The sequence below is a fragment of the Fulvivirga marina genome, assembly GCF_016775155.1.
GTDB lineage: Bacteria > Bacteroidota > Bacteroidia > Cytophagales > Cyclobacteriaceae > Fulvivirga > Fulvivirga marina.
The window spans coordinates 25,965-50,135 of sequence record NZ_JAEUGD010000065.1; the positions used below are offsets into that span (position 1 = coordinate 25,965).

23 protein-coding genes are annotated in these 24,171 nt (G+C 38.7%); 6 read left to right on the forward strand and 17 right to left on the reverse strand.

Translation table 11 applies throughout. The features are described from left to right. Positions 1-21 precede the first annotated feature (21 nt). Entirely contained in the window at positions 22-195 is a 174-nt protein-coding gene (locus tag JMN32_RS20720) for a hypothetical protein (RefSeq protein ID WP_202858293.1), read from the reverse strand. On the opposite strand from JMN32_RS20720, the gene JMN32_RS20725 reads away from it, so the two are divergent. The 3 genes from JMN32_RS20725 to JMN32_RS20735 all read left to right on the forward strand — a co-directional run bounded on the left by JMN32_RS20725 (position 179) and on the right by JMN32_RS20735 (position 5,162). Continuing rightward, the gene (locus JMN32_RS20725) at positions 179-1,588 is read left to right on the forward strand and encodes a nicotinate phosphoribosyltransferase (protein ID WP_202858294.1); all 1,410 of its coding nucleotides are present in this window, start codon (positions 179-181) and stop codon (positions 1,586-1,588) included. The two genes, JMN32_RS20720 and JMN32_RS20725, sit on opposite strands and share 17 nt — an antisense overlap. Positions 1,589-1,592: 4 nt before the next feature. After that, positions 1,593-2,210 (forward strand): bifunctional nicotinamidase/pyrazinamidase, encoded by a 618-nt coding sequence (gene pncA / locus JMN32_RS20730; protein ID WP_202858295.1) that lies wholly within the window; start codon positions 1,593-1,595, stop codon positions 2,208-2,210. Positions 2,211-2,966: 756 nt separating this feature from the next. Continuing rightward, a complete protein-coding gene (locus JMN32_RS20735; protein WP_202858296.1) occupies positions 2,967-5,162 on the forward strand; it encodes a B12-binding domain-containing radical SAM protein in 2,196 nt (731 codons plus the stop codon). 42 nt (positions 5,163-5,204) lie between these two features. Here the strand turns inward: JMN32_RS20735 and JMN32_RS20740 are convergent, their stop codons facing one another. From JMN32_RS20740 to JMN32_RS20750, 3 genes are all read right to left on the reverse strand, one after another. Next, complete coding sequence (locus JMN32_RS20740) at positions 5,205-5,642, reverse strand: hypothetical protein (RefSeq protein WP_202858297.1); 438 nt, start codon at positions 5,640-5,642, stop codon at positions 5,205-5,207. Positions 5,643-6,713: 1,071 nt separating this feature from the next. Then, positions 6,714-8,699 carry an LTA synthase family protein gene (locus tag JMN32_RS20745; protein ID WP_202858298.1) on the reverse strand — a complete coding sequence of 662 codons (1,986 nt, stop codon included), beginning with the start codon at positions 8,697-8,699 and terminating at the stop codon, positions 6,714-6,716. Positions 8,700-9,361: 662 nt separating this feature from the next. Continuing rightward, positions 9,362-9,925, reverse strand: a complete 564-nt coding sequence (locus tag JMN32_RS20750; protein WP_202858299.1) for a hypothetical protein — start codon at positions 9,923-9,925, stop codon at positions 9,362-9,364. Positions 9,926-10,224: 299 nt separating this feature from the next. On the opposite strand from JMN32_RS20750, the gene JMN32_RS20755 reads away from it, so the two are divergent. After that, positions 10,225-10,689 (forward strand): COG2426 family protein, encoded by a 465-nt coding sequence (locus tag JMN32_RS20755; protein WP_202858300.1) that lies wholly within the window; start codon positions 10,225-10,227, stop codon positions 10,687-10,689. A 54-nt stretch (positions 10,690-10,743) separates the two neighbouring features. Here the strand turns inward: JMN32_RS20755 and JMN32_RS20760 are convergent, their stop codons facing one another. From JMN32_RS20760 to JMN32_RS20780, 5 genes are all read right to left on the reverse strand, one after another. Beyond that, on the reverse strand, positions 10,744-11,790 hold the full coding sequence (locus tag JMN32_RS20760) for a zinc-dependent alcohol dehydrogenase family protein (protein ID WP_238354571.1): 1,047 nt from the start codon (positions 11,788-11,790) through the stop codon (positions 10,744-10,746). A gap of 9 nt (positions 11,791-11,799) precedes the next feature. Beyond that, entirely contained in the window at positions 11,800-12,054 is a 255-nt protein-coding gene (locus JMN32_RS20765; RefSeq protein WP_202858301.1) for a YtxH domain-containing protein, read from the reverse strand. A gap of 120 nt (positions 12,055-12,174) precedes the next feature. Further along, positions 12,175-13,179, reverse strand: coding sequence for a phosphotransferase (locus tag JMN32_RS20770; RefSeq protein WP_202858302.1), 1,005 nt, complete (start codon positions 13,177-13,179; stop codon positions 12,175-12,177). Continuing rightward, positions 13,172-13,675: an AAA family ATPase gene (locus JMN32_RS20775; RefSeq protein ID WP_202858303.1), complete on the reverse strand. Its 504-nt coding sequence runs from the start codon at positions 13,673-13,675 to the stop codon at positions 13,172-13,174. The genes JMN32_RS20770 and JMN32_RS20775 overlap by 8 nt, the downstream gene beginning before the upstream one ends. 12 nt (positions 13,676-13,687) lie before the next feature. After that, a complete protein-coding gene (locus JMN32_RS20780) occupies positions 13,688-14,134 on the reverse strand; it encodes a hypothetical protein (protein WP_202858304.1) in 447 nt (148 codons plus the stop codon). 236 nt (positions 14,135-14,370) lie between these two features. Here JMN32_RS20780 and JMN32_RS20785 point away from each other — a divergent pair, with 236 nt between their 5' ends. Further along, positions 14,371-14,832 (forward strand): hypothetical protein, encoded by a 462-nt coding sequence (locus JMN32_RS20785; RefSeq protein ID WP_202858305.1) that lies wholly within the window; start codon positions 14,371-14,373, stop codon positions 14,830-14,832. Between the two features lie 117 nt (positions 14,833-14,949). Here the strand turns inward: JMN32_RS20785 and JMN32_RS20790 are convergent, their stop codons facing one another. From JMN32_RS20790 to JMN32_RS20815, 6 genes are all read right to left on the reverse strand, one after another. Continuing rightward, positions 14,950-15,849: a universal stress protein gene (locus JMN32_RS20790; RefSeq protein ID WP_202858306.1), complete on the reverse strand. Its 900-nt coding sequence runs from the start codon at positions 15,847-15,849 to the stop codon at positions 14,950-14,952. Between the two features lie 11 nt (positions 15,850-15,860). Beyond that, on the reverse strand, positions 15,861-16,586 hold the full coding sequence (locus tag JMN32_RS20795) for a phosphoribosyltransferase (RefSeq protein WP_202858307.1): 726 nt from the start codon (positions 16,584-16,586) through the stop codon (positions 15,861-15,863). Between the two features lie 42 nt (positions 16,587-16,628). Continuing rightward, positions 16,629-18,362 (reverse strand): sensor histidine kinase, encoded by a 1,734-nt coding sequence (locus JMN32_RS20800; RefSeq protein WP_202858308.1) that lies wholly within the window; start codon positions 18,360-18,362, stop codon positions 16,629-16,631. Between the two features lie 271 nt (positions 18,363-18,633). Next, positions 18,634-19,692 carry a response regulator gene (locus JMN32_RS20805; protein WP_202858309.1) on the reverse strand — a complete coding sequence of 353 codons (1,059 nt, stop codon included), beginning with the start codon at positions 19,690-19,692 and terminating at the stop codon, positions 18,634-18,636. Between the two features lie 245 nt (positions 19,693-19,937). Then, positions 19,938-20,345: a hypothetical protein gene (locus JMN32_RS20810; RefSeq protein ID WP_202858310.1), complete on the reverse strand. Its 408-nt coding sequence runs from the start codon at positions 20,343-20,345 to the stop codon at positions 19,938-19,940. A gap of 20 nt (positions 20,346-20,365) precedes the next feature. Beyond that, the gene (locus JMN32_RS20815) at positions 20,366-21,208 is read right to left on the reverse strand and encodes a universal stress protein (protein ID WP_202858311.1); all 843 of its coding nucleotides are present in this window, start codon (positions 21,206-21,208) and stop codon (positions 20,366-20,368) included. 197 nt (positions 21,209-21,405) lie between these two features. On the opposite strand from JMN32_RS20815, the gene JMN32_RS20820 reads away from it, so the two are divergent. Next, positions 21,406-22,218, forward strand: a complete 813-nt coding sequence (locus JMN32_RS20820; protein ID WP_202858312.1) for a universal stress protein — start codon at positions 21,406-21,408, stop codon at positions 22,216-22,218. 247 nt (positions 22,219-22,465) lie between these two features. On the opposite strand, the gene JMN32_RS20825 is transcribed toward JMN32_RS20820, so the two are convergent. Continuing rightward, entirely contained in the window at positions 22,466-22,783 is a 318-nt protein-coding gene (locus JMN32_RS20825) for an HPF/RaiA family ribosome-associated protein (protein ID WP_202858313.1), read from the reverse strand. Positions 22,784-22,827: 44 nt separating this feature from the next. Next, positions 22,828-24,006, reverse strand: a complete 1,179-nt coding sequence (locus JMN32_RS20830; protein WP_202858314.1) for a carbohydrate kinase family protein — start codon at positions 24,004-24,006, stop codon at positions 22,828-22,830. Between the last annotated feature and the right edge of the window lie 165 nt (positions 24,007-24,171).

The following is a 24,171-nucleotide window of genomic DNA, read 5'->3' on the forward strand; positions in this document are numbered from 1 at the left end:
TCCAGGGTATTAGGACTTATATCAGATTCCTTCATCCTTCTTAATGAAAAAGCTTCTAAAGTGTTTATCTTTCCGCTGCTTGATCGCTGACAGTTCAATAGCTCGTGATTCGTAGTTTTCCAGTTGCTGGTTTCCATTACGAGAAGTATTGACCTTGGCAAGAACCAGAAAACCCAAAATGAAAAACTTCTCCATAACAGGTACTTATACAGACCTTTACCAGTTAACGATGGCGCAGGTGTATTACCTGACAGGAAAAAATGACCAGAAAGCCGTATTTGATTATTTCTATAGAAGACATCCTTTTGACGGAGGTTTTACGATTTTTGCAGGGCTAGGTACTCTTTTGGAAGTTCTTCAGGATATTCACTTCACCCAGGACGACATAGAATACCTGAAACAGAATGGCCTTAATGCTGACTTCACCGACAGCCTGAAAGATTTCAAATTCACCGGTACTATTCACGCAGTAAAAGAAGGTGAGGTCATCTTCCCAAATGAACCTGTACTACGTTTGGAAGGTACTATTATAGAAGCTCAAATAGTAGAAACACTCCTACTGAATATTCTTAATTTCCAATCGCTAATTGCCACAAAGGCCGCACGCATTAGATCCGTGTCAGGTGACAAAGTACTCAGTGACTTCGGGTTACGCCGGGCTCAGGGCACTGGAGGGTATTATGCATCAAGAGCTGCTTTTATTGGAGGTTTTAACTCCACAAGCAACGTAAAAGCTGCCATGGACTTCGGTATTCCTGCAGTTGGTACTATGGCACATGCTTTTATTCAAAGCTATGATGACGAACTCACCGCATTCCGCGATTTTGCCATCCACAGACCCGATAACTGCATTTTACTGGTTGACACTTACGACACTTTAAAATCAGGAGTACCCAATGCCATTAAAGTGGCCCGGGAAATGAAGGAACGAGGACAAAACCTTCTGGCAGTACGATTGGATAGTGGTGATTTGTCCTACTTATCGAAGAAGGTTAGAAAAATGCTTGATGATGCGGGCTTTCATGAAGTCAAGATCACCGCCTCAAACCAACTCGATGAATGGGTAATTAAAAGTCTTGAAGATCAGGGCGCACCTATTGACATCTTTGGTATAGGCACCAGCCTGGTTACCGGCGCACCAGATGCAGCCCTGGATGGTGTTTACAAGCTTTCCTTCTCCGGAGGAAAACCAAGGATAAAACTATCTGAAAACCTGAAAAAGCTCACATTACCGGATATGAAACAAGTACATAGAGTCATGAATGATGATGGTAACTTTTTCGGAGCTGATGTTATTATCAAAGCTGATGAACAAGCCCCTGACATAATGTTCCATCCTTCAGAGCCGGATAAATCCTTAAGCCTAAAAGGCATGAAGCAGGAGGCTTTGCTACATAAAGTTTTGGAAAATGGAAAGTTAATAGCTACAAGTCCATCCCTCCTTGAAGTAGCAACTTACTGCCAGAAGCGGCTGGGCCAACTACCAGATGAACACAAACGTTTTTACAATCCCCATGTTTATAAAGTAGGTATCAGCGACACCCTCTTAAAAGAAAGAAACGAATTAAGAAGCCAATATAAAAAATAACCCGATGAATGCATTGATGATTGTTGATATCCAAAATGATTTTACACCCGAAGGAAGCCTGGCAGTACCTCACGGAGATGAAATTATTCCAATAGTAAATGAACTTCAGAAATCATTTGAACTGGTAATAGCTACACAGGATTGGCATCCGCGAAACCATAAAAGCTTTGCCAGCAACCACCAAGAAAGAACCCCTTTTGAAACCACAATGCTTCAAGGGCTAGAGCAGATCCTATGGCCTGACCACTGCGTTCAGGGAAGTTCCGGAGCCAAGTTTCATGCCTCTCTCCACATGGAAAAAATTGAGGCCATTTTCAGGAAAGGTATGAATCCTGAAATAGACAGCTACAGTGGCTTTTACGACAATGGTCATAAAAAATCAACGGGTCTTTCCGGCTACCTTAAGGAAAGAAAAGTCAAAAACGTCTACATCTGTGGGCTTGCCGCAGATTTCTGCGTTTTCTATACTGCCAAGGACGCCTTGAGAGAGGGTTTTGGCACTTATGTGATTGAAGATGCTACAAGAGCTATAGATCAGAATGGCTTCTTAAAGGCAAAATATGAAATCAAAGCTTTGGGAGGGAAAACCATAAAGAGCAAAGACATACTTGGACCAATGTAAGGGTTCTCACCATCCCTCCACCCTATTCAGTAACTTTCATTTTGTTTCAGACAACTTTGCATGCCTACCATTCTTAATAATTTACTTATTTCCTAATAAGGCATGTAGCATGTCATGGGTACTTTTAAAGTTAACTTGGTCATAAATTCCAGAAAGAGTATCAACCTCTTCCATTTCCTGGTTAAGTCAACCTGTTTTGACTTCAATGCATTCGGCAGTTAAAATGGAAACTGCGAAGTTTTAATAAGATTTCATTTTAGCATCAACTAGAGAAGCGTGCAATATAGTGGAGTCAAAGGCACTAATACAGCAATAAAAGCAGCCACACATAGTGATTTAGACATAGATTATGAAGTTATAGTTTTGAGTAAGTCCCTCCAGTACTTTATCTGGAAACGCCTATCAGCAAATGTTATAAGCGCTTCTTATAACCCATTACACCTTTGGAACCCACTTGGTAGCCAGTGCTACCTGACCACGATGATTAGGTGCATGCTCGCAAACACGAAACCCGATATTTAATGGTTACTTCTCAGACTACATAGAACCAATGGCCATCAACCACTCATCACCCTTCTTTTAGAGTTCTTCAAGTGTCTTCTCTCTAACTTTGGTTATTACATCGATGTACATTTATAGATTAACGTTGAAATAATTTAAAAAAAAGTAACACATCACCGCTCCACAATAATATTTAAAAGGGAATCATTGGCTTCTCCTTTATGTTTACGAATTTCGTAGCCAAATTTACACTCTGTGAAGACATCCATTTTATTAATAACCCCCCCTTTTACCCAGATTAACACGCCATACCCGGCTACTGCGTATATTAAAGGTTTTCTAAATACCCAGGGCATCACCTCTCATCAATCAGATCTGGGTATGGAAGTAGTACTCGAAATGTTTTCTAAGGAGGGCTTGAAGTCGATATTTAGCAGCATCCGGCCAAGTGGGGACTATTCTGATAATGCACTCAGAATGATTAGTCTGCAAACAGAGTATATAAGTACAATTGTCCCGGTGATCCGTTTTTTACAACATAAAAACCCAACACTGGCTTACAACATCTGCGAAGGGGGTTTTCTGCCTGAAGCCGGCCGTTTTGATCAATTGAACGATATGGAATGGGCCTTTGGCGCCCTGGGCATACAGGATAAAGCTCGACACCTGGCCACACTTTACCTTGAGGATCTTGCCGATCTCATTAAGGAAACCGTAGACCCTCATTTTGGTTTTAGCCGATATGCCGAACGACTCGGGAGATCTGCAACTTCCTTTGATACTTTAGAAGAAACATTAACTGAGGAGCCAAGCTTTGTTGACAAGGTATCGACAGATCTTCTGCAAAAGAAGATCGAAAGCCTTCAACCATCTATGGTCTGCTTATCCATCCCCTTTCCCGGAAACCTGTATGGAGGACTGCGCTGTGGTAAGTTCATAAAAGAGAATTACCCCGACATCAAAGTGGTGATGGGTGGAGGGTTTCCTAATACTGAATTACGCTCATTAACGGATTCTCGTGTATTCAATTATGTGGATTATATTACCTTAGATGACGGAGAAAGGCCTTTACTCAACCTGCTCGAATATATAGACGGAAAAAGAGATGCCGAGGAACTTAAACGTACATTCTTACTTCAAAATAGTACGGTAAATTATATCAATGGAGGAAAAGAAGGTGACATTCCTTTCAACAAAACCGGTACCCCTGACTACACTGACCTGCCATTAGACCTTTATCTATCTGTAATTGAAATGGTTAATCCCATGCATCGGCTATGGAGCGACGGACGCTGGAATAAGCTTACTATGGCTCATGGATGCTACTGGAAGAAGTGTTCTTTTTGTGATATCTCATTAGACTATATCAATAATTACGTACCGATTAATGCCGCACTTCTATGTGACAGAATGGAAGAAATGATTGAAGCTACTGGCGAAACAGGCTTTCACTTCGTGGATGAGGCAGCTCCACCCGCATTGATGAAAGAAATGGCATTAGAAATACTCAAGAGAAACCTTAAGCTCACTTGGTGGGCCAATATCAGGTTTGAGAAAAGTTTTACGGCTGATCTGTGCAAACTGTTGAAAGCGTCTGGTTGCATAGCTGTTTCCGGAGGACTTGAAGTTGCCTCGGATCGCCTGCTCATGTTAATGAAAAAGGGAGTCACAGTATCACAGGTTGCACAGGTTACAGAGAATTTCACAGCTTCGGGTATCATGGTACATGCTTATCTGATGTACGGCTTTCCCACCCAAACTGCACAGGAGACCATAGACTCTTTAGAAATGGTCAGACAGCTATTCTTCAATGGTGTCATACAGTCTGGTTTCTGGCATTTGTTCGCTATGACAGCCCATAGCCCCGTAGGCCTTGAACCCAATACTTTTGGAGTGGTCAAGGTTGGCCCTGAAACGGGAGCATTTGCAAACAATGACCTTATTCATAATGACCCCTCGGGATGTGACCATGAGCAATTTGGCCATGGACTCAGCAAAGCCCTTTACAACTATATGCATGGAGTTGGGTTTGAAATGCCCCTCCAAGATTGGTTCGATTTTAAAGTTCCTCGTACTACTATACCCTATAACTTTATTGAAAGGGCCATAGACAGCCAAAACAGAAAACCATTAAAAGAAAAAGCCATACTAGTATGGCTGGGTAATGCACCAACTCTTGAAATCTACAAGAAAAAGAAAAAAGGAAAGTCTTTTAAAGCGGCTAAGCTGCACTTTCACAACAAGAGCAATTCATTAATCATCCATACCTCATTGGAGTCAGGAAAATGGCTACAAAAGGCTCTACAGGCATGGATACCTTCATCTGCAATGAGCAGGACATTGGCTGAAACCAAGGTTGCCTATCAAAAGGAAACAGGAGCTGATTTTAACACGATAATACAGAGCCAGGCATGGAAAGAACTGAGAAAAGAAGGGCTGTTACTGATTTAAACAGGTTGGCTTAAAGGTTGTGTGTATAAACCATTTAATTCCTTAAGTATCGATAGCAATACCTGACTCATAAAAAGACCCATTTTTACGCTTTCTCTGATCTTTTGTCATAACCTCAATTTGATCACTGTTTTTTCGCTTCCAGTGTCCATATATAAAGTATGGACCTAAAAAAAGTAAAGGATCAGTCCTATTGTAATTTGATTTTAATATTGATCCATGTGTAAAAATGGCTTCAACGGAATTAGGCAATTTAGATAATAGCTCTTGCTCAATAAAACCCAGGTAATTATTGCTATAGCAGGAAATGTACTTACCATCCAGTTGCCTTAAAAACTTTGCGTACTTTCCTTCTGACAACTCATTTCTCGTCCAGATAAAGAGCTGAACGATGAACATTAGAGGTAATGAAATTATGATAAGAACCCCTTGCTCCATTAATAAGAATACACTCTTTACCGATTCAACTACTCTTCTCATTTGTGACTCAAACAGAAGTTCTCCGAACTTCTGTTACTTAGTTTAGATAATTAAACTAGCCCCAACAAACCACACCAGATCAATGGAAATCAAGTTATAACGGGCTCAGAAACTCACAACTTCCTTCGGTAAAAGTAGCGGTTTGTTGGGCATAGGTTAACATCACGCAATAAAATGAATGAAACAATTTGGTGTCAACCATTAGTTCTTTTTCTTTATATATTGTATATTTTGCAAAATGCCTTATCAAGGGCTATGATTTAATAGTTAAAATAAAAAAGATGATGGTCCAGTACATCAATTCTGACGCCCCATATATATCACCAGAGTTTGACGACTGAACCATTCATCTGTTCTCACAGACTTCCCGATCACGGGATTGAGAAACTTGCAATCAACACTACTCGAAATTAATCCGACTCTCTACCCTTGAGGGTCTAGCCTTTCTTTTAATCCTAAACCATAAACTCAAACGTCTTCACTTTCCTCAACTAAAAACACAAGTATTAATACCTGAACAACACTTATGTATGAAGACTGTTTGTGTTATGTCTTGTGCAAAGGTAGCAACCAAAAAAACACTCAAACAAGGGTAAAAACCAATTGTCTACCTATTTGTCAACCTATTATTAAGTATATTGTCCTCTGAAGTGGAAAAAAATTCAGACAAAAATTGAAACACAAACAGTATTGGTTATTTATGATAAAATCGGCTGGTAAGCTTATAACCTCTAAGGTTGTAAATCTTAAATTCCCTGGCTATTGACAAAAAATGGTTGGATTCTTTTGAAATTAAAATATGAAAAATGATTGTCTCCCAACGAAGAAGATTGTAAACAGCTAATTTTTGTTCCATTGTGGATTAAATAGATATCCCCTTAACCAACATTTTAGTATTAAAAATATCAACCTTAAAAGTTATATACTTTTATCTTACGGCTCTTCGGAACACATTTTAATACTCAACGGACTCGGTACATTTTGCATACATACCTATATCACAACAATATTAAAGTAAAAGAATCTCCTTTTAAGTAGCTCGGCATATGAGAACATGAAAACACTTCCATTTTACCCCTTCTCCATTTTCTTCAACAGGCCGTGTTTATACAAATAATCTATGGATTGATAATAGGAAATGATTTCTGTCAACTGTTTTCTGTTTTCAGGCTGTAGGATAAGCCTATTAGTTGCTTTGTCCCATAGATAAAAATTATGCTGCTTTTGATCACCAAGCACGGTTAATGTATCCCCTTTCAATAAGCCAAGCTTTCTATAGTTTCCAATGAAGGCTCGCTGGTCATCCTTATCGAAAGTATTCACATCTCGGCCATAGAAAAATGTTTCGTAGTTCCAGTTTAAATAGCCGAACAGTGTAGGAAAAAGGTCAATCTGGGAACACTGAACACTGAGTTGGTGGGGCTCATGGCCCGGCATATTATAAATAATGGCCGGGATCCGGTATTTGCTAACATTAAGTTCCCATTTACCTGCACTACTAGCACAATGATCTGCCATAATTACAAATACTGTATTTTTAAACCACGGTTTTTGCCTTGCTTCATTCAGAAAGCTCCTGATGGCATAATCGGTATACTTTACGGCTCCGTTCCTTCCGCTACCAGAAGGAATATCAATTTTCCCTTCAGGGTAAGTATACGGGCGGTGATTGGAAGTAGTCATAATAAAGTTAAAAAAAGGTTTACCAGTAGAGAAACTTTTATCAGCCTCTTTAATTACTCGACTATAGACATCTTCATCACAAACTCCCCAGGCATTTTCGAAGGTCACCTCATCATCCTCTATATTGCTGCGTTTGGTATCGAAAGAGTCGCCAAGCAGGTAGCCTCGGCCACGATCAACAATATTAAAACCATTCCCTCCAAAAAAACTGTTCATGTTATCGAAGTATCCATCTCCACCGTAGAAAAATGTACGTGAGTAACCTTTTTGCTCGAACACCTCACCAATATTATGAAGCCCATGATTTTCGATCCGCTTTACAATGCTGCGGCCTGGAGATGGGGGCACCGACAAGGTTATGGCTTCCATGCCTCGTACGGTTCTGGTACCAGTAGCATAGATATTTTCAAAGTAAACACTGTTTTCGAGTAGTGTATCAAGGGTTGGCGTAATGTGGCTAGTATTACCAAAATGGGTTAAAAACTCAGCGCTAAGGCTTTCTATGCAGATAAAAATCACATTAGGCCTCACTTCTATACTGTCGTGCGTTACGGTCCGTTTAATATCAAACAAATCTTTAGAAGAAAGTTTCTCCTGCTGGGAAGTTAAGTGTGACCTGAGCGTGGCAAAAGTAGTTTTCAGGTTTTGTGTGTCATAAAAATCCGTATAACTCAACTCATTGTTCCTAAAAGCAGCAAAAACAGAATAGATACCCGCTTTAGAAAGTTCATTTTCATAGCGATTATCCGACCACTCGGCATCATTATTTTGTACAAATGCTACGTAAGAAACCGGCACCATCAAAACTAAAATCAGACCAGCCTTTTGTAGCCGAGATAGCGTGCCCTCAAAAGTATATTTAAAAATGAACCTCTTGGAAAGGATGTAAAATAGAACCGCATCAACCGACAATATGATGGCAAACAATAAAGGTATAGGATAAGATTCATTGATGTTTGCAATCACTTCATTAGTATACACCAGATAATCTACTGCAATAAAATTAAAACGATTTTGAAATTCACCCCAAAAGGTAAATTCTGCAAAAAAAGAAAAAGTGATAATGATGGTAGTAATGGCATAATAAAAATAGGTAACCAACCGGTCTCCTCGGCTACCGCTCCACCTGTCGGGCAAAAACATGAGGTAAAATATATACGGTATACTGAAAAATGAAATTACACCCAGGTCATAAAAAGAGCCCGTGAAGAAAACCCTGACTAAGTGAGTAATTGAAAGTTCAATTTCGCTAAATGACCAGACATATAGAGATAGCCTGACGATGGCCGAAATGATGGTGAATTGTAAAAAAATTGCTTTTAAAAGGCTAAGTCTTCTGTTGTTCAGTGTTTTTAATACCGTTGTTCGTACCATGTGATAATCTCATTAACTTGAGGGTGGTATGGGGATTTGTCATTAGTATGGGGCTTTGTTATCAGACTATCACGCAAGCTAGAATGAAAAGGATGGTTGATGCTGAAATATTATTGGAATATTTTGCTGGTTCTTAATACATTACGGCCATTGGGTATTACAATATATAAGAGTAGTAATAATTATGAATTAATACCTAAACCTGGCACTGTATTTACGGAATGCTCCACTTTCAGTCAGATTCTATTAATTTGCTAACTTCTCTATAATATTCCAGCTGTAAACTCACATACCTTCGGCGATTAGACCATTTTTCCATATCACAAACAAGCTGGCAGCGTGTATAACTGATAGATGTAAATATTCCACCTGTTTCGGTCTGACAGTTTTTTAACTGTTCAAGACACAACATAAGCGCTTTGCTTACGCATACATTTTTTGATCTGCTTTTGCGTATAACCAAGTAACAGAAAGGCTTGAATCATATCTTGGGTCAGTTGATCATATTGATACGCATGATGCATAATGTCTCTTGTATTGGTAAAGAGGGTTTGCTGCCCATTTTTAAGATCTTTGTAGACATCATACATATCATTAGTCAATTGTATGAGGTAGCCAAACTGCAGTATGCCCTGCCCTCTTGCTCTCTTTCTACCAAGGGATTAAAGCATCAATCTGAACAAAACCGTCCAGATACTGCCCTTTTCATAGGTGATTTCATGCAACTCTTCATCAGTCAGCGGCTTTTCTTCAAGTTGCAGTAAACGGTGATCCTGAGCTATTAGTGCCTGTCCCAAGGTTTCATAAAACAGTTTCTTATTACTATTATCTCTAATTTGGTCAAATAAATACTTTGGGAGCAACATATCGACAGCATTGTCTCCTTTATAGTTGTTGAGTTGTTCTAGTATTTCAATTGAAGAAAGCTTCAGGATACCAGTCAAATCATCAAGCAAAGCGGTTAGTACACTGAGATAAAGTGTATTTTTCACCTCCGTTTTACTTAATTTTTCACCTCTCAACGTAGCAAAGCAAGAGTTCACATAAATGCCCAAAATTGTATATGTTGCAATTCTCTTCTTCTGATCGCCCGTAAGTTGCTGGCCATATTCAGTCAACAAGTCATTCAACTGCTTTACTAGTTTGTTAAAATACCACCTTCGTAAAAAATATAGCTCATACAGTAGCTTAACATGTACAGATAATACTTGAATATAGTTAATCATGCAGTAGCAATAATAGGGTTGGTGAACTTAGTTTAAGATGGCGAGTGTTGCAAAGTTTGAAAGTTATAATGTGTTGCTGAGGCTAAGATTATGAGTTGCAACATTTTTAAAATAAAATCCATGAAAAAAGTCATAATATTTTAACTTATTTCCTCAGCTTTGCGTTATCAAAAACAAGAAGTGCGCAACTTGCCTGATATCCGAATCTTGTATTTATAATATAAATTTGTTCAGGCTATTTTTTTGATGCATCCCGAATATGAGAATGATTTTTAAACCCTTTTCGGCCTGTTTTTAGTATGTTCATAGACATTCTTTTTACAATTTTGTTTAGCGTTTCTCCTTTGGGTGAAGCACGTGTAGGCATTCCTTACGGCATCTTAAATGGAGTACCTCCAGTATTGGCATTTCTGTCAGGACTTGCCGCTAACCTGTTGGTTTTTCCTATCATGCATACCATTGTAAAAGCTTTCGACCAAAGAATGTGGAAATACTCTCTGTATAAAAAGCAAAGTGTTCGGCTTTCTCGACGTGCCAAAAACATAGTGGGTAGCAGCATTGAAAAGTATGGATTTTGGGGGCTGATGATCTTTGTCATGATACCTTTACCTGTTACTGGTGCCTATATGGGGTCAATTGCTGCCATACTTTTCAAAATACCTCCCAAAAGAGCATTTTCTGCCATCAGTCTTGGTGTCATCATCTCTTGCTCTATCGTAACTTTGGGGGCTTATTTCGGCAATCTGGGTATTCAGTTGATCTGATTAATATTTTAGGATCAGCTAACATCACAAGTAAATATAAACAATACCCCCAACCTAACCTGCAACCATTAAAACCTTAGCTCCATTCACATGTTTATGCTTCAGGTCCAGCAAAGCTTCGTTGGCTTTTCCAAATGCATATATTTCCACTTTGGGTTTAATGGGTATTTTAGCTGCCAACTTGAGGAATTCCTCAATATCGGCCCGTGTAATGTTAGCAACAGACTTTATTTCTTTCTCCATCCATAAATGGTCCTCATAGCTAATGTCCAGTAAAGCTTTTTGATCATAAGGTTCTTTGCGAATGGCATTGATCACTAACCGACCTCCTGGCTTAAGATATAACAAAGACCCGATGATCGTATTCCAAACAGGAGTAGTATCTATAATCGCATTGGCCTTATGCAGCGGTATATCCTTAATATCACCAGCCCACCGTGCTCCAAGTGAAAGAGCAAACTGTTGCTGTTCCTTACTCCTGGCAAACACGAATATCTCTGAGTTTGGGTAAAGATATTTTGTCATTTTCAGCACTAAATGTCCTGAAGCACCAAAACCGGTAAGTCCTAAGGTCTGCCCATCAGATAACTGGGCAAGGCACAACGACCTGTAACCAATAGCCCCGGCGCATAGCAACGGTGCGGCCTCTGTATCGGATATGCTTTCCGGTATTTTATAGGCAAAAAACTGATTAACAGTCATATATTCTGCATATCCTCCGTTAAAATCACGTCCGGTTGCCTTGAAACGAGAACAAAGGTTCTCCTGCTCGGTCAAGCAGTACTCACATTGCCCACAAGCTGAGAATATCCACGCAACCCCTACCCTATCTCCTTTTTTGTGTCGAGTAACATTGAGGCCGGACTCCATCACCACTCCCACAACCTGATGGCCAGGAATGATGGGATAGCTATTGGGCTTGATCCGGCCCTCAATTTCATCAAGTTCCGTATGACATATTCCGCAACACAGTACCTTGATCAGCACCTCTCCTTCCTTAGGGCTGGGTATGGGAAGTTCGCCTGCTGCTAGTGGCTGGGTAATTTTGGAAAGGTCTGATACCTCATTGAGTAACCATGCTTTCATCGTCAACGAAGCCATGCTGCAAGCTTAAGAGGCTGCTGTCTTGTTCTTCTTAGGTTTGACCAAATCATTCTGCGCAAACTTAAACTTGGCAGTGATGGTATGCATGAGCTCATCAAATTTCTTATCGATTTTCTTATTCACATCTTTAGCGAAGTCCTCGCCTTTACCCAAAAGAATTTTTCTTGTATCAGAACCCTTTTCAGGCGCAAGTAATATCCCAATTACAGCTCCTGCGGCAATCCCTGCCATTACACCTAATATCGCTTTTCCTGTGTCCATAGCTTTAATTTTTTATATTCTAAAGATAAGTTATAGGCTTAATCAGTAATTGTCGATGACCCACGTCATCACGATCATGAAATTTTATCCGATAAGTTAAATTTTCATTATACTAGTAATCTAGCCTCCCATATAGCTATACATCAGATCAATATATTTTTCCACTTCTCTGACATGTTTTTGAACCTCTTGTACATCATTGCTTTGGTCAATGCTCAAAGTATGTACCTTGGCACGCACATTAGCTCTCAGACTTTTGAAGTAATTAAGTAATGAATAATCTTCTTCAACCTCAAAACACGGAAAATTGTCGCTGTAGGTATTTAAAAATATTTCTGCCAATTGGGGTTGATAAAAGGCCTCCATATCCATGCACATAAAAGCCACTTCATACAATACATCAATTTGCCTATACTGATCATTAAACTCTATACAGTCAAAAATCACTGGCTTATCATCAAGAAACACATTACCACTGTGTAAATCTCCATGCACATCCCTCACAAACCCTCTCTCAATTCGCTCCTGAAATCTATTTGCATGCTTTCTTAAGAAGCCATCACTCCAAGTAATAACCTCCTCAATTTTTTTTGCATAGTGTAAACCAACCTGCTTTTGCACTATTCTTTTACAGGTATCTATGTCATTAAACAGAGCAATGGCTGTTGCTAACATAAAGGGCGCATAAACTTTATCAGCTTTTTGATGAAAAGCAGCCACCTGTAGGGCGAGTAGCTGAATATCTTCTGCATTGACTTTATTTTGCCTGAGCATGTTATCCATCCGCATGTTAGTAGGAAGTCTTCTCATCATTACAGCGTAATCTACTACCAGTCCCTCTCCGTCGCCTAAAAGCCATGAATCTGCCATATGGCGAACAGGTACTACAGACTCATAAATATCTGTATAACGACTATTGAGTATTACCTCCTTTTCGCAGAATATTTTGCGAAACTTCAGGGTAGAGAAATCAAGAAATGAGAGTTTTACGGGCTTTTTAAGCTTGAAAGCATATTTCTTAGTCAATATCACCCATGAAATGTGCGTCTCCTCAATTTCTCCGTATAAAGGCTCTCCATTGTATGATCCATTATCGGCTAGTGATCTAACCTCTTTTTCATTCATGCCATTTGCTTTCGAGGTAGTTAACAGCCCTGTTCAGCATAGTGTTTATATTGTCATCCGTTGACTCCAGTTCAAGGTGTGGAAATGTAAATGCTTCAAATTCTGCCTTTACCCGCTCATATACAGCAAAGTCAGCTTCGCTATTTTTCCTTGGTAAACTTAATCGCTTTTTAATCAGCCCCTCATCAGCATAAACCACTATCATATGGATGACAGATGTATATTTCCGGGCTAGTGCAATAAAAATGTTACGGGTAGACTGCAGATAAAAAGTAGCGTCAACTACTACCGCCCTACCTTTCCTAAGTGAGTTTTCAGCCAGGGAAACCATTTTTCTATATACCTCCAGCTTATCCTGTAAATTATACTTTCCCATAGCCCCTAATCTTTTCCTTACCTGATCACTATTCACATAATCAGCATCTATTCTTGATGCCAGTTGCTCCGCTAAATAGCTTTTCCCACTCCCCGGTAGGCCTGTAATCAGTACTATCATGATAATATTCCGTTATTGCCCTAATAAATGTTTTGCCTTTTCAGATTCCATGACATGCTCTGTATGTGCAAACACTTGCTTTTTAACTTCTCTAAATCGTTTCAGAAAATCAATGGTATCCACTTCCAGCTTCGCATGTGTCTCCTCATAATACTTCTCTGCTGATGCACTCTTTAGTTCTTCGGAAAGCTGTTTAAGATGATCATCCACACGCTGTTCCAATGCAAGCCGGTCCTTCTCAATATGGATTAGCTTATCGGCCAATTGCTTGGTTTTATCCATATTTTCACGCTCAATAAAATGAGAGAAATATTTATCGACCAGGCTTCTTAAAAACTGTAATTCATCTTTAAAAAATTGTAAATCTGACTTCCAGTATTCACTAATCGGGTATAATGTTTCAATAGCCATTTTTCCGGCATCATTTGCCTGCCCGCTGTTTTGATGCTGTATATCCATAACTCTTTTTTTATCGAATTTTTAACTCCAACCTTTTACCTTTACCTGTGTCTTCCTTAGTAAAGGTGCTATTATTCAACAAAAAAGTTTATGACGCTAATAGAGGTAAATCTATGATTTATGTCATTTCTATATTCATTCACCTCTTGCTAATATGATGAAGGTTTTAGAAACTCATAATGATTGTTATGATACCTTTAATATGACTTAATTACCTTGGGACTATGGTGGTTCAAATGGAGAAAAAGAAGCTTAGAGAGCAAATCATGAGTGCCTGTATTGAACAACAGCAGGCATTAATGGACGATTTCAGCAAAAGAATCAAAATGCTGCTGTCAGAGATCCGAGAACTGTCACGCAAACAAACGGACTCAAAACCAGTAATTACCCAGGAAATTCTCGAAGAAGTTGACCTTCTCAATGATGCACTGATATTTGTGCAACTGGAAATGAATCGGTTGCGATACCTTCAATCAGTTAGCTACATGAACCACCAAGAAGTAGAACTTGGAGCCATAGTGATTACTAATATCCACACTATATTTATATCTTCCAGTATAGATCCCTTCAATCTCAATGGTAAAAAAATAACTTGTATCTCTACGGAAGACACTATTTTCAACCAAATGAAAGGAAAAAGAAAAGGTGAGATATGCTTTCTGGACCAAAGGCCCTATGTGATCAGAGATATATTTTAGGAAACCAGCGAATTTTCCAAACATTACTCATCAGACCCCGTTCGTTCACTCCTGAAAAACCACTCGTCCCTATTTGAAATAAACTTCAGGGTAAAAATTCAACCCATCAGTATTACTTTACAGCTTAAACTCAAAATTAACATCTTTTTGCTTTTTATCCTTTACATTCTCCTTCACATTTAACTCTTTCATATTGATAACCAACACGGGTATATCTTCATCCATAGCAACAGTCTCCGCAACACTATGTACAAGCAGTTTCAAAAAGCCTTTTCTACCGTGAGTGCTGATAGCTATCAGATCCATCTTATAATCATTGGCATAGCGATGGATACCCTCTTCTTCATTAAAAGCATTATAAATAATAGGTGTATACTCAACTCCAGGGAATTGCTTCATAAATGTTTTTATAGCTATAAGACTGTCATGGGTTTCTTTAAAATGATACGGCGTATTGACATATAAGAGGTGTATGTCTGCCTTCCACACTTCTGCCAGTTGCTTAACGACCTCGAAAGACTTTACTGAATCGTCTTCGAAAGAAGATGCAAAAACAATCCTTCTAACAGAAAAATCGCTTAATGACTCCTTGATAACCAATACCGGGGCTGTTGCATGCCTGATAAAGCTCCGTGTATTTGAACCCAGCATTGCTTGTTTAATAGCTCTTTCGCCATGAGACCCCATAATAACAAGGTCAATATCGTAAGGAGCTATATAGTCTTCTATGTTGTCATACCCCTCATTATATACTAATACCGGTGTAGCCTTTAGCCCCAATGCCTCAGCTTTTAACACAATAGCTGACAGGTGTTGTTTTGCCTGACCGTGTCTGGCATCTTGAGGTGTTTTATCGTAAATATTGGCATGTCCCGGCACATGCGGGTCACTATCCCTAACAGGAAAAAGGTGTAAAAAGAATAATTCCATCTTTGCCTTTTTCGCTATTTTCAACGCGACTTCCACAGCTGCATTAGCGCAATCTGAAAAGTCGACTGGTACTAATATCCTTTTCATCTTATTTTAAATTAAGTGTTAAACTTCGCAGCTGTTTTCTGCTTCTCTTTTTGTTTTCTTAAGATATCTCTTACCGCATCATCATTTATCACCGGAAAATTGGCATAATGCTGCTTCAAAGTTTCTTTATCGTTTCCCATTCTTAAAAAAATGAGATCATCGGCCTCCTCATTTATGATTCTTGCGGCTTCGGTATTTACAACCGGAACTGCAACTATAATCTTCAGTGGATTTTGTTTCCTGATTTCTCTCAGGCAGGCTATCATTGTATCGCTGGCTATCAACGTATCATCAACCAGTATCACCGTTTTATATCTCAGCGAAACAGGCTCCATCCCTTCATAGTAAAATTTTTGCTGATAGTTAATCGCATTTCTCAGCAGGGCCATCTGGTGATAGATATAATCCTGGGGAACATCAAAAGGACAATCGTGGATGCAAGCCTCCGTGTAACATACGGATCCAATAACTTTACCCTTGTCAGTGGGGTGCTTAATCTTTCGACAAGGCATCACTTCAAGAGGGAGCTTAAGTTTTTTAGCTATAATTGAGGCCACGCACACACCTCCATGAGGTATACCCACAACTACAGCATTATCTTTTTGGTAAGTATTGAGTTTTCTACAGAGCAGTTCTCCTGCGTGCTCTCTGTCTCTGATCAATATTTCAGTGTACCCTTCCATAGTAATAGCTTTGTTGCTAAAGCTATTAAAATGAGGACTTGTGATCAATGACATGGGTCATGTCTGCCTAATGATTGTTATCTCATCCAAAAGCTACTACCCGTCAGGGGTTATCCTTTTGAATTCCAGCTTAAATTCGGTGCCCTTACCCTCCACACTGGTCACTTCAACAGAACCTTTTAACATATCTACATAATGCTTCATAATGTGTAACCCAAGGCCTGTACCCTGTACAGTGCCTGCGTTTGAAGCTCTATAAAACCTCTCAAATAAATACTTCATATCCTCTTCAGGTATACCTATACCCATATCTTTAACTTTAAGGTGTATATGGCTATTGAGAGATGAGGAAACATGTATATCTGTATTCTCGGGTGAATATTTAATAGCATTAGTTACAAGGTTATTAACAATGTTCCCCAACAGTACAGGGTCTGAATATATCTCGTCTTCCCCTGTATGATCATAAATAATGTTTTGCCCCGACTTAGTGAAATTACGAAAATTTAGGCACACATTCTGTAAGTATTCCTTAAGGTTCAGTTTCTCTATTTTAGGTTCAATCTTACCTTCTTCAATTTTGGTCACAGATAAAAATTCGTCTAGAATTGATGTCAGATTATTTACAGAAGACTTCACCCTGGCTATATGTTTCATTACAGCCGGTTGTTCATTATCATTTTTCAAGTACTTTTCGAGTAAAAAAGCTGAAGACAAGATAGTGGTAAGCGGGGTTCTGAATTCATGTGAGGCCATCGAAACAAAGTTTGACTTCATTTTACTTAACTCTTTTTCGACCTCCAAAGCACTTCTGATCTTTTCCTCTGCCTTCCTGTGCGATGTCATATCAGCAACTGCTGACATAAGGCACTCTTTACCTCTAATGCTAATTAACTGCATCGATATAGCAACCCAAACAGGCTCTTTATCTCTCGGTTTCAGGTAAGTTTCAATATCATGTGCCGTACCCTGCTCTCTGGCATCTTTTGTTATTTCTTCTCGCTGTTGATCAGACTCTAAAATATTCAGTTCAACCGCTGTTTTGCCCTCCATTTCTTCTTTACTGTAATTGATTAACTCTTCGAAAGATTTATTACAATCGGTAATAACACCGCTGTCATTTTGTGTAATTATTATACCGACAGGGCTTTCATGGAAAAGTCTACTGAAAAGATCATTTGCGTTTTGCAGCTTCTGCTCTACTCGAATACGCTTGTTGAAGTTATAACGGATAACAAAAAAAGTGGCCAATAACAGCAGGGCGATACCGGAAAGCAGCATGATGAGCAACCGATTAAACGTTTCGATGCTGGCTTGGTTAGCCTCCTCCCTGACTTGCATCAAGCGGCTTTCTTCACCCTTAATTTCATCAATTAACATAGTAAAATTTTCACGTAAGGCTTTTGCTTGCCTGATACGGTTGAGCAAATCTTCTTCAGAGCTTGCATTAGCTACTAATCCTGAATCACCAAAAAACAGCAGTTCATGAACTAGGCTGTCTAACAAATCAACCTTAGCAATACCAAGAAACCTATCTGAAGAGAAGGCTTTTAAATTCTCTACTTTTGTAAGGATCAACGCCCTGGCTTCATAGTAAGGCTTTTCATAACCTGAATCACTACTTACAAAAATACCATTACTCTCAAGTTGAATATCTTTAGACAACGATGAAATGTCTTCAGCAAGGCGTATTACTCTCCGTGTATCTTTAACGAGTTGTGAGGTGTCATCTACCACAAGAGAAGTACGGTATGAAACCAACCCTAAAACGGCAATTGAAGCTACCAGTATTCCAAAAAGTATACCTAAAATAATTTTAAACGAAGTCATTCCTTCTTCCTATACTATATCACTCATGTAAATTAGGGACAAGACATGCCCTTACTCAATGATTCAGGTCATGCCAAAATAAAATAAACTTCAAAATAGTATAATGTGAATTTCATTTTCTATGACATTCATCAGGTTTTCATTTTTTTTATACTGAGAGCTGGCTACCACGAGCTAGTTAGTTTAAAAACTGTTTCTCATCCCTGACAATTTAATTATAATTCTCTGTTCAAGATTTACCTATTCTCGTTAAGTTATACAAAATACTAATCTAGTGTAGAAGCTTCTCCAACTTCGCCTTATTGATTATTTTCAGTCCCTCCACAGATATTTGGATAAGTCCCTCATCACGAAAATCAGCCAGCGTACGATTTAGCGACTCTGTAGCTGTACCTACTATATTCGATATGTCGCGTCGGGCAATGGTAATAATGGTATCATTTTCTTCCTTTAAAAATTGACCATGTATTTTTAATAAGGCACTGGCCACACGCTGCCTTACTGATTGGTAAGCAATATCCAACAGTCTGTCCTCCATTTCTTCAAGATTATTAGAAAGGAGTTTAATAAACTTCCTCGCTACATCTTTACTGGAGTAGATCAGGGTAAGGAAATCAGCTTTGGGTATTACAGACACTCTGACATCTTCCAATGCTTCTGCATTTTCATTATAGGGTTTTTCTTCTAACAATGGCAGGTAACCTAGAAAGTCACCATCTCCATGAATGCCAGTGATCAGTTCCTTGCCATCATAATTGATCTTATATGTTTTCACTCTTCCTTTTTCAATATGATAAAGATCATTAGGATTTTGACCTTCCATGAATATCAGATCTTTCTTTTTAAAAGTACGAACTGGTCGATTTTCAGAGAGTTTCTGAAATTCTTTAAGTTCCCGTGCTTTATTGAAAAAGGTGCTTACATCACTAGGATTATTTCCATATTTTGACTTCAGCAGTTCACTTTTCTTTAGCCTCGTCTCCACGACTTTCAATAGGTCCAGACCATCAAATGGTTTAGTAATGTAGTCATCAGCTCCAAGGTTCATACCCGTTCTAAAATCACTTTGATCCGCTTTAGCTGTAAGAAATATGAAAGGGATATCTGCAGTTTCCGGGCTGTTGCTTAGAATATGAACCACACCGTACCCGTCCAGTTCAGGCATCATTATATCGCAAAGTATCAGGTCGGGAGGTTCAATTTGAGCAATACTGACACCAATCTTTCCATTTGAAGCATGTTTTACGTGATAATGTGCCAGTTCCAGGATACCTGTAATATTCTCAGCCATATCCTGATTATCTTCAATTAGCAGTATGGTATAGCTCATACAATATGGGGTCTAAGGGGCGTTATTATATGTTTGAACAAACGGAATGAGTCAATAATTTAGCAGATTAACTCCTTTCCTAAAATGAACAGGATGTCATTACACTGCCTAAAAACTTAACAAATGCAAAAAACGAGGCATTCACATCAGTATTCAGTTTGCTGCTAAATTATGTAAACCCTGTTTTGAATAGCATGATTTACGTCACATCAGATTATGACATAAATCAGAAATTTCTTTTACACCTAGTTAGATTTTTCAACGAAGGCAAAGATTTCTTTCTTAAGTTCCCTGATCACCTGAAGCGTTTCCTGCATGCGCTTTAAGAATTTGCTATGAGCCTCCCGATAGCCTTCCTCTTTCAGCGATTTCGCTTTAAATAATCCTGCCAGCATTATTTCATGCTCTCTAACCTCGGTTTTGAGCTTTTCCAGTTCTACATTACTGATACGAACAATTTCTTTTTCTATGGCAGCCAACTTATCTGAGGAAAAATGCACAGACAGCTTTTTCTTTGTAAGTAATTTATAAAAAAAAGCCATTTCATCCTTCCAGAAGTCTATCTCACTGAGCCAAGTCTTGCTCTCAGCATGGAGCGATTCGAGACTTGCACTGAGCAAGTAATCAGCTTTAGGGTTAGTTAATAGTTCCATGGTTAAAATAATTAAAATTATTATTCTCTTTCTTTAATAGTATAGGTCCATACCGGTACATCGGCATGATTCACAAGGTCTTCAGCCAAACTGCCATTAAGAACATGCGCCAGTCCTTTACGACCATGTGTACCCAGTGCGATCATATCGGCCTTGATCAAGTGGGTAAAGTTGATCATGCCTGCCTCCTCATTGGTATCATTAAATATATTTGTAGTGAAGTCCTTAAACATAAACCATTTACTAAAGCGCTTGAGCTCTTCACTAGTTACAACATCTCGTTGAAAGTTAGTGGGTGTATTCACCCACACAATATGTAATGCGGCTCCAAAGTGATGCTGTAAGGCCTTCACTTTCAATATTAGTTCCTCATCTGCATCGGATAGCAGCGTATTAGGGAAAACAATGTTTTTTATTCTTTCCGGCTTCACGTAGTTCTTCACGGCTATCACAGGTATTTTGGAAGCCCTGATTATTTTTTCAGTGTTAGAACCTATAAGTAGCTCTCTCATTCCAGTCACTCCTTTGGTACCCATTACAATCAGGTCCATCTCATGACTATCAGCATACTTAAGTATGGTTTGTGAGATGTGTCCGAATACCACTTGTATTCTTATATTATTTAGTTTCGCTGAAAACTTGTTCAAAGCTTCTTCTTCCAACCTGGAAAGGATCTTCTTTTCAACCTCTATTTTCAAGTCATCAAGCACCTCTTCGTCTATATTAAGAAAAGGTTTCGAAATCATTTCCACTACGTGCAAAATGTGCACTATCCGTTTCTGTTCTTCATTAAACTGCAAAGCAAACCTTAAAGCATTGGCTGCCTGAGTTGAAAAATCATATGGCACAAGAATGTTGGTCATCTGATTTATTATTTGTATATAAAATTAGTGTATAACCGACTTCATATGCATGACCTGTATCATACTTTGAATGTGATTTTTAGCAGTTTACAGCTCAACCTTCAGGAGTTAACTTCACATGACAATTATCATATCAACCGGTAAATACCAGTCATGACTTATGTTGGCTGATCCAAATAACTTTAAAGAAAAAAGTTATGAGACGAATACTGGTTCCTACCGACTTTTCAGAGCCATCAATGGAGGCTTTTAAAATGGCTCTAAGTATTGCCGCCATCAACAACAGCGAAGTCATTGTATTTCACGCAATATATATCCCTGGTGGAGCTCACTTGTCTTATGACCCGCTTTTGCTTGCCGAATTTGAAAAGGATACGGAAAAAGAGTTTGAAAAAATGAAAAAGCTCTCTGAAAATTACAAAAAATTACACTTTGAAATGGTCTATGACGATGTGCTATCAGCCGTAACACATATGACGAAAAAAAAGAAGATTGACTTGGTAGTAATGGGGACAACAGGCATATCAAGAGTACAAGAAATGATCATTGGCTCCAATACTGAAAAAATAGTGCGCAACTCTAATGTACCAGTAATGGCCATACACGAAGCGATAGAAGCCGATACCATTAAAAATATTTTACTGCCAACGAACCTTTCTCTCAAGCTAACCAAGTTTATTCACAAGGTAAAAGAGGTTCAGGAATTTTTTGATGCTACACTGAACATTTTACTAGTCAATACTCCTTCTCTTTTCAATAGTGATGCCGAGGCCAGCAGTGCTCTGGAGGAATTTGTTAAGCACTATAAGATAAATAACTATGCTCTGCATTTCAGAAACTACCGCAGCGAAGAAAAGGGGATTATTGATTTCGCCAACAATGAGCCTATGGATATGGTGGTCATAGGTACGCATGCACGGAGCGGATTGGCTCACCTGTTTCACAAAAGTATTACAGAGGGGGTAATTGACCAAATCAAGTGTCCCGTGTGGACTTACGCTGCCTTATGATGCTCTCATTTCGGAAATAAAACAGTATTTTCATCATAGTAAGTACGCGTTAAAGCCTAACCCCTGATCTCAAAGAATGTATTGACTTAGCACTTCGAATGAAGTTCAATTCAATAATCACCTCCTTCAGTTTCGTTACCATAACTATAAAGAGAAAATTGTGAATTGGGATATGTAGAATCTCAGAACAACACAAAAAAACCGTTCCAAGATCTTGGAACGGCTCTTTCACTCTACTTTACTTGAATTATAAAGGTGTTGAATGAGTTTTTTTATTTTTAGAATCTTTCCAACGCTCTATTTGGTGCTTAATACCCTCTATAGCTTTAACCACTGCTTCTTCAAAAGAAGTGCTTTCTGCTGAAGCAAAAAGGTCATTACCAGGAATGAGGACTTTCAGTTCGCAAACTTTATTATCTCCATTATCTGAATTATTTAATTTTAGGTAAACTCTACTTTCAATTATTCTGTCACTAAACAAGTCCAGTTTGTCTGTTTTTTCCTGCACAAAATCCAACAATTCTTGTCTTGCCTTAAAATTGGGTGTTTCAATAATGGTTTTCATCTCTGTTCTATTTAAAATAATGATTTATATTACAACTATTTATGTCACTTAGCAAGCATCTGTTTATGCTTATCAGTATTTTTTAAAAGTTCATCTATCCAAATGCTGATATAATCTTTAATATCAGCCACATCCGGACTCTTTCCGTTTTGGATATATGCACCTGATGCTGCCATTCCCAGCAACATACATAATGGCAATGAGAAGCCTGACATTAGCCCCATGCAATATCCTGCATTAAGATTATCGCCACCACCGGTTAGCACCTTCGGTTCGGTCACCAGTCTTCCTGGAATTTCCAACATATCACCCTGATGAAACAGTATAGTCCGATCAACCGGATGCACAAGCAAATAGTCAATGTTCATCACCTGATATATCAGCTTTCCTGCTTCCTGTACAGTAGGGAGTTTCTTTTTCATCCCTGGCTTACTAATATCCACACGATTTATGGCAGCCCATATTTTAAGTGCTTCATTTTCATTAATGCCTAGTGTCACTTTTCCATATGGAAAGAAGCTACTCATCAAACCCAGCACTTCGTCTATTTCCTCTGGTGATTTCTTAGACGGGTCAGACAGATCAAACAAAAAAAGAAAGTCTTTTTTGCCTGATGGCTTGATCAGGTCGTTAAGTACGCCTGTCCATATATCACTGGCATGAGGTAGGTTTACCCAATTGACAAAAGCAATGAGATCACTCTCTCCTATAGCTCTCCTGATCTCATGGAGGTCTACTGTATTTCTGATATATTCCCAATCGTATTTATCAAAAACACTAAGCTCACTAAATATCATTTTGCCATCATCAAACTCTATGGCATCACTTTCACCCGGATTCAGCACACTGATTCTCTTGCTCCTCTCATCCATCTGCTTGAATACTTCGTGCTCTTCGGGATATCCCATGCTTCCCAAACAAATGCTCTCTACACCTAACTTACCTAAAGTATCCGCCAAAATAGGCGCATTACCTCCTAATTTAATTTTCTCAGTGACCATTTCAACCTGTCCACTCTTACCTGAGGCAGCATTAATACGTTCGGAAAACTCATTTAAAGTATTATAGTAGATCGTATCAAGTTTATTTTTCTGCTTTACGGCTTTCTTTATTTTATCTACGAAACCATCAAAGCCAACAAAGACGTGTTTGGTTATGGAAAGTTTACCTTCCTCCCCCAAACATTCACGCAATTCTGATAATAAAGCAACTGATTTATCCATTGTTTAAAAGTTGATCTTTTCCACGACCTAAAGGTAGGATCTCCCCCTTATGACCAATATGACAGATGTCGCTCAACCGGCTGACTTTAATCATATAATTGAGAAATTCAATCCCCAGGTCTTTCATGGGTTAAAAAATGTTAATCTTTAAAGTTTATCGAGTTA